General features: G+C 60.9%; 6 protein-coding genes. 2 read left to right on the top strand and 4 right to left on the bottom strand.

Features of this window, described 5'->3' with window-relative positions:
* From ilvC to miaA, 4 genes are all read right to left on the bottom strand, one after another.
* Positions 1-707: ketol-acid reductoisomerase (ilvC, locus tag ACIQ36_RS17315; RefSeq protein ID WP_395831619.1), on the bottom strand; the 707-nt coding region annotated here is incomplete at its 3' end.
* Between the two features lie 52 nt (positions 708-759).
* Positions 760-1272 carry an acetolactate synthase small subunit gene (gene ilvN / locus ACIQ36_RS17310; RefSeq protein ID WP_395831617.1) on the bottom strand — a complete coding sequence of 171 codons (513 nt, stop codon included), beginning with the start codon at positions 1270-1272 and terminating at the stop codon, positions 760-762.
* A 54-nt stretch (positions 1273-1326) separates the two neighbouring features.
* A complete protein-coding gene (locus ACIQ36_RS17305) occupies positions 1327-3093 on the bottom strand; it encodes an acetolactate synthase 3 large subunit (RefSeq protein ID WP_395831615.1) in 1767 nt (588 codons plus the stop codon).
* Positions 3094-3176: 83 nt separating this feature from the next.
* Positions 3177-4124, bottom strand: coding sequence for a tRNA (adenosine(37)-N6)-dimethylallyltransferase MiaA (gene miaA / locus ACIQ36_RS17300; RefSeq protein WP_395831613.1), 948 nt, complete (start codon positions 4122-4124; stop codon positions 3177-3179).
* 12 nt (positions 4125-4136) lie between these two features.
* On the opposite strand from miaA, the gene serB reads away from it, so the two are divergent.
* Together serB and serA are read left to right on the top strand one after the other, a co-directional pair.
* A complete protein-coding gene (gene serB, locus ACIQ36_RS17295) occupies positions 4137-5027 on the top strand; it encodes a phosphoserine phosphatase SerB (protein ID WP_395831611.1) in 891 nt (296 codons plus the stop codon).
* A gap of 67 nt (positions 5028-5094) precedes the next feature.
* Positions 5095-6187, top strand: a 1093-nt coding sequence (gene serA, locus ACIQ36_RS17290; RefSeq protein WP_395831609.1) for a phosphoglycerate dehydrogenase, incomplete at its 3' end; no start/stop codon positions are given.

Raw genomic sequence — 6187 nt, 5'->3', positions numbered from 1 at the left:
ACGATCAGCTTCACTTCGTGCAGGCACTCGAAATAGGCCATTTCCGGCGCGTAACCGGCTTCCACCAGGGTTTCGAAACCGGCTTGGATCAGGGCGGTCAGGCCGCCACAGAGCACGGCTTGCTCACCGAACAGATCGGTTTCGCATTCTTCCTTGAAGGTGGTTTCGATGATGCCCGCGCGCCCGCCGCCATTGGCCGAGCCGTAGGACAGCGCGACTTCGAGCGCATTGCCCGAGGCATTCTGATAGACGGCAACCAGGGTCGGAACCCCGCCGCCCTTCAGGTATTCGGAGCGCACCGTATGGCCGGGGCCTTTCGGGGCGATCATGAACACGTCGAGGTCCGGGCGCGGCTCGATCAGGCCGAAATGCACCGAGAAACCGTGCGCGACGGCAAGGGCGGCGCCCTGCTTCATGTTATCGCGCAGGAAGGCGGTGTAGAGCGCGCCATGATGTTCGTCCGGGGCCAGAACCATGACCACATCGGCTTCGCGGGCGGCTTCATCGGGCGGCAGAACGCGGAAACCGGCGGCTTCGGCCTTGGCGGCCGTGGCCGAGCCCGGACGCAGCGCAATGATGACTTCCTTAACGCCGCTGTCCTTCAGGTTCAGCGCGTGTGCATGGCCTTGGCTGCCGTAGCCGACGATGGCGACTTTTTTCGATTTGATGAGATTCACATCGGCGTCGCGGTCATAGTAAACGCGCATCTGGGACATTTCCTTGCGTGAGAGGCGGTAAGAAAGAAGGGCGGCGGCAGGCTTAGAAGCCCGACGCACCCCGAGAAATTGCAACAATACCGGTGCGGCTGACTTCGACCAGCCCCAGCGGAATCATCAGCGCCACGAAGGCATTCACCTTCTCCTGGCTGCCGGTGATTTCGAACACGAAGCTTTCGGTGGTCGAATCGATGGCGCGGGCGCGGAAAATATCGGCGATGCGCAAGGATTCCACGCGCTTGTCGCCCGTCCCCGCCACTTTCACCAGCGCAAGCTCGCGCTCCACATGCGGCCCTTCGGAGGTAAGATCATGGACCTTATGGACCGGCACGAGGCGGCCCAACTGGGCTTTGATCTGCTCAATCACCTGTTCGGTGCCCGAGGTTACGACAGTGATGCGCGACAGTTGCTCCGCCTGCTCCACTTCGGCCACAGTGAGGCTTTCGATATTATAGCCCCGGCCCGAAAAAAGCCCGACGACGCGCGCCAGAATCCCCGGCTCATTATCCACCAGCACGGCGATGGTGTGACGATTAATCGGCTGCGGTTGTTTCATGATACCCTACGGTCTAAGCGGAAAACGACGGTTTAAGAAGCCTGAGATGGGTCGTTAAACGAGGACCATCCCTTCTTCCGTCGAGACCGGATCGGCCTTATCGTCCGGGCCAAGCAGCATTTCATTATGCGCCGCGCCCGAGGGGATCATGGGGAAGCAGTTTTCCTTTTGATCGACGCAAATATCGGCAATCACCGGGCCGGGATGGTCCAGGGTGGCCTTAATCACATCGTCCAACTCGGTCATATCCAGCGCCCGGAAGCCGCGCGCACCGAAAGCTTCGGCCAGCTTCACGAAATCGGGCAGCGATTCGGAATAGCTTTCTGAATAGCGGCCACCGTGCAGCAGTTCCTGCCACTGGCGCACCATGCCCATGTATTGATTATTCAGAATGAACACTTTCACGGGCAGGCGATACTGCACCAGCGTGCTCATTTCCTGAATATTCATCATGGCGGAGGCTTCGCCGGAGATATCGACCACCAACGCATCCGGGTGGGCGATTTGCACGCCCATTGCCGACGGCAGACCGTAGCCCATCGTGCCCAAACCGCCGGAGGTCATCCAATGGCGGGGCTTTTCGAAGCCGAAATGCTGCGCCGCCCACATTTGATGCTGGCCAACTTCGGTGGTGATGAAAGTATCGCGGCCTTTGGAAAGTTCCCACAGGCGGCGCACCGCGTGCTGCGGCTTAATGATCTTGCCGTTGCTGCCGTAACGGAGCGAGTCGCGCTTGCGCCACTCTTCGATCTGGCCCCACCAGCTTTTGATCGCCTCAGTTTTGGGCTGCACGCCGCGCTCTTTCCAGCGGGCGATGAGGGCTTTCAGCACCGTTTTAACATCGCCGATGATCGGCAGATCGACCATTACGGTTTTGTTGATCGAACTCGGATCGATATCCAAATGGATTTTCTTGGAGTTCGGCGAGAAGGCGTTCAGGCGGCCCGTCACCCGGTCGTCAAAGCGCGCGCCGATGTTGAACATCACGTCGCAGCCATGCATCACGAGGTTGGCCTCGTAGGTACCGTGCATGCCGAGCATGCCGAGGAACTGACGGTCCGAGGCCGGGAAAGCGCCCAACGCCATCAGCGTCAGCGTGACGGGAATATTCGTGAGGTGCGCAAATTCGGTCAGCAGCGCCGAGGCTTCGTCGCCGGAATTGATGATGCCGCCCCCGCCGTAAATCACCGGGCGTTCGGCTTCAATCAGCATATCAATCGCGCGGTCGATCACGCTCATGTCGGCGTCGCTGCGCGGGCGATAGGTTTTATGGGCGACGGTTGCGGGCGGAATATAGGGGCCGGTCGCGAACTGCACGTCTTTGGGCAGATCGATGACCACGGGGCCGGGGCGGCCCGTGCGCGCCACATAGAAGGCTTCATGCACCGTGCGGGCGAGATTGTTAACGTCCTTCACCAAGTAATTATGCTTGGTACAGGGGCGCGTGATGCCCGTGGTATCGCATTCTTGGAAGGCGTCATTGCCGATCAGATGCGTCGGCACTTGGCCCGTCAGGCAGACCAGCGGAATCGAATCCATCAGCGCATCGGTGAGGCCAGTCACGGCATTGGTCGCGCCGGGGCCGGAGGTGACGAGCACGCAGCCGACCTTGCCGGTCGAACGTGCATAGCCTTCGGCTGCGTGAACCGCCGCTTGTTCGTGCCGAACGAGGATGTGGCGAATCGCGTTCTGCTGGAAAAGAGCATCGTAAATCGGAAGGACCGCGCCGCCGGGGTAGCCGAAGATAACTTCTACACCCTGGTCCTTCAACGCCTTCAAAACGATTTCCGCTCCGGTCAGCATCTCCCGCGTGTCGCTCATGACACTCCTCACTTCGTTAGCCCAACCCCCGCCGACGGGCGGGGCCTGAAATCTCAGGGAAAGAGACGCTATGCGGGGGCGGGTCAGCGGGTCAAGTTGGTTTGCGTCATGATCGACAAGATTTCCTGCATAGCTTGGTCATATTCTTGCGGATTGACGGTAAGTGCTTGGGAAAGCTGATGTTTAAACCAGGTGGTTTGCCGCTTCGCATACTGGCGGCTGGCGGCTTGCGCTAGGGTTATTGCTTCGCGCAACCCGATTTCACCCTGATGATAGGACAGCAATTCTGGCACACCCACGGCTTTGCGTAAGGGGGCATCCTTCGGAAGTTGCGGAAGAAGGTCGGCAAAGGCGGTGATTTCCTCCAGCGCGCCGGTCTCGACCATCTGGGAAAAACGCTGATTGATCCGGTCGTAGAGCCACGCCCGATCCGGCGCGAGCACGATGGGGATAAAGGAATAACCCTCCGGCGGGCCGGAGCGCGGGGCGTTGAGGAAGCTGCTGAAGGGTTTTCCGGTCGCGGCCCAGACCTCATAGGCCCGCTTCACCCGCTGGCTGTCGGACGGGCGCAGGCGCTCGGCGCTGGCAGGATCGACGGCGGCGAGGCGGGCGTGGAAGGGCAAAGCGCCCTCGGCGGCATGCAATTCCCCCACCGCGTCGCGCACCTCCTGGGGCACCTGCGGCAGGTCGGCGAAACCTTCCATCAGCGCTTTTATATAAAGGCCCGTGCCGCCGACGAGCAGCGCGGGCGTATCGCCCAACCCATCCAGCAAGGTCACGACATCCTGGCGCCAGCTTTCCGCCGTCGCCGCCTCGGCGGTCGAGAGAGTGCCGTACAGCGCGTGGGGGGCGCGCCGCTCCTCCTCCCGGCTGGGACGGGCGGTAATCAGGCGCAGCTCACGATATAGCTGCATTGAATCCGCATTGATGATAACAGCACCCGTCTGTTCAGCCACCGCCAAGGCCAGGGCAGACTTGCCGCTCGCGGTCGGTCCCGCCAGGATCAGCCGTTGTCGTGTGCTCTTGTTCATAACGAGTCGTCCATGCCCTTTACCCTGGTCCTCAGTTCCGCGCCTACGACCCCCGCCGTCACCGACGCGCTGGTGGCTGAGGCGATATCCGTCGCCAATCTGCACGGCTCGGCGGTGCACTGGCTGGTGCCGGGCGTTGCCGTCGATATCGTCACCTCGCAGCCGATCGATCTCGCCCGGCTGCGCGCGGCGTTGGCCGATACGCCCGTCGATGCCAATCTGGTCGAAACCGAGGGCCGACGGAAGCATTTGCTCGTCGCCGATATGGAATCGACCCTGATCGAAAATGAAATGCTGGACGATCTCGCCGCCGATATCGGCATCGGCCCGCAGATCGCCGCGATTACGGAAAAATCGATGCGCGGCGAAGTGGATTTCGCCACCAGCGTGCGCGAGCGCGTAGCGCTTTTGGCCGATCTGCCCGTGACGATCATGGATACGTGCGCCGCGCGTATTCGCCTGATGCCCGGCGCGAAAAGCCTGATTGCGACGATGGCCCACCATGGCGCCCATTGCGTCATCGCCACCGGCGGCTTTGGCTATTTCGCCGATCCGGTCGCCAAAACCTTGGGCTGCCATGCCGTTCACTGCAACCATCTGGAACTCACCGGCAGCGGCGAGCGCCGCCTGACGGGCCGCCTGATCGAACCGATCTTCGACCGCGCCGCCAAGCGCCGCACGCTGGAATCGGTGGCGCTTCAGCGGGGGCTTCCTTTGTCGGCGACGATTGCGGTCGGCGACGGGGCGAATGATCTCGATATGCTCTCGGTCGCGGGTTTTGGTGTGGCGTTCCGGGCGAAACCGATTGTGGCGGAAGCCGCGCATCTGGCGCTCAACCATTCCGATCTTACCGGGTTGCTGTTCTTGCAGGGCTATTCGGCGGAAGAAATTCTCGAAGGCTAAGCGCGCTTCGATTAGGACAGGCCTGCACACGCCGCCTCTGGCCGATCTTCGATGGAAGGTTTTTAGAATGACCCGGCATTCCCTTGCCAAAGATAAAATCCGCGTTCTGCTGCTGGAAGGCGTTCATGAGAATGCCGTTCAGGATTTTCAACGCAGCGGCTACACGCAGATCGAACAGCTTAAAGTCGCCCTCGACGAAGCCGAACTGATCGAGCGCATCCAAGGCGTCCATCTGCTCGGCATTCGGTCGCGCACGCGGATTACGGAAAAAGTGCTGGCGGCGGCGAACCGGCTGATGGGCATAGGCTGCTTCTGCATTGGCACCAATCAGGTGGCTTTGAATGCGGCGCGCACCGCCGGGATTCCGGTGTTCAATGCCCCCTATTCCAACACGCGCTCAGTCGCCGAACTGGTGATTGGCGAAATCATTATGCTGCTGCGCCGTATTCCGGAAAAATCGCGCGCTTGCCACGATGGGCTTTGGGATAAATCGGCAAAAAACTCCTTCGAGTTGCGCGGAAAAATCCTCGGGCTCGTGGGCTACGGGCATATCGGCTCCCAGCTTTCGGTTCTGGCGGAAGCGATGGGCATGCAGGTGCGCTTTTTCGATGTCGAAAAGAAGCTGGCGCTGGGCAACGCCCGCCCGTGCACTTCGCTGGAAGAACTGCTGGGCGTGGCCGATGTGGTGAGCCTGCACGTCCCCTCCACCCCGCAAACCCGGAATATGTTCGGAGCCGCGCAAGTGCAGGCGATGAAGCCGGGCTCCTACCTTATCAACGCCTCGCGCGGTAGCGTCGTCGATCTCGACGCCTTGGCCGAAGGGCTGAAGAGCGGGCATGTGCTGGGCGCAGCCATCGACGTGTTCCCCAAGGAACCCGCGACGAATGACGAGGAATTCGTCAGCCCCTTACGCGGTCTCGATAATGTTATTCTCACCCCGCATATCGGCGGCTCCACCATGGAAGCCCAGGCCAATATCGGGCTCGAAGTCGCCGAGAAGCTGATTAAATATTCCGACAATGGCTCAACCGTCGGCGCGGTTAATTTCGTCGAGGTGTCGCTGCCAGTGAAAGCGGGTGGCAATCGGCGCTTTTTGCATATTCACGCCAATGTGCCGGGCGTGATGCGGCGGGTGAATGAAATTTTCTCCCAAAGCCACC

The sequence above is a fragment of the Elstera sp. genome, from assembly GCF_044372965.1.
In the GTDB taxonomy this organism is placed as follows: Bacteria; Pseudomonadota; Alphaproteobacteria; order Elsterales; family Elsteraceae; genus Elstera.
This window is presented reverse-complemented; position numbering and strand designations above follow the sequence as displayed.

Bases quoted from the DNA above. Each gene is read 5' to 3' on its own strand.
- ilvN (WP_395831617.1), bottom strand. From the start codon at position 1,272: ATGAAACAACCGCAGCCGATTAATCGTCACACCATCGCCGTGCTGGTG.
- ACIQ36_RS17305 (WP_395831615.1), bottom strand. From the start codon at position 3,093: ATGAGCGACACGCGGGAGATGCTGACCGGAGCGGAAATCGTTTTGAAG.
- miaA (WP_395831613.1), bottom strand. From the start codon at position 4,124: ATGAACAAGAGCACACGACAACGGCTGATCCTGGCGGGACCGACCGCG.
- serB (WP_395831611.1), top strand. From the start codon at position 4,137: ATGCCCTTTACCCTGGTCCTCAGTTCCGCGCCTACGACCCCCGCCGTC.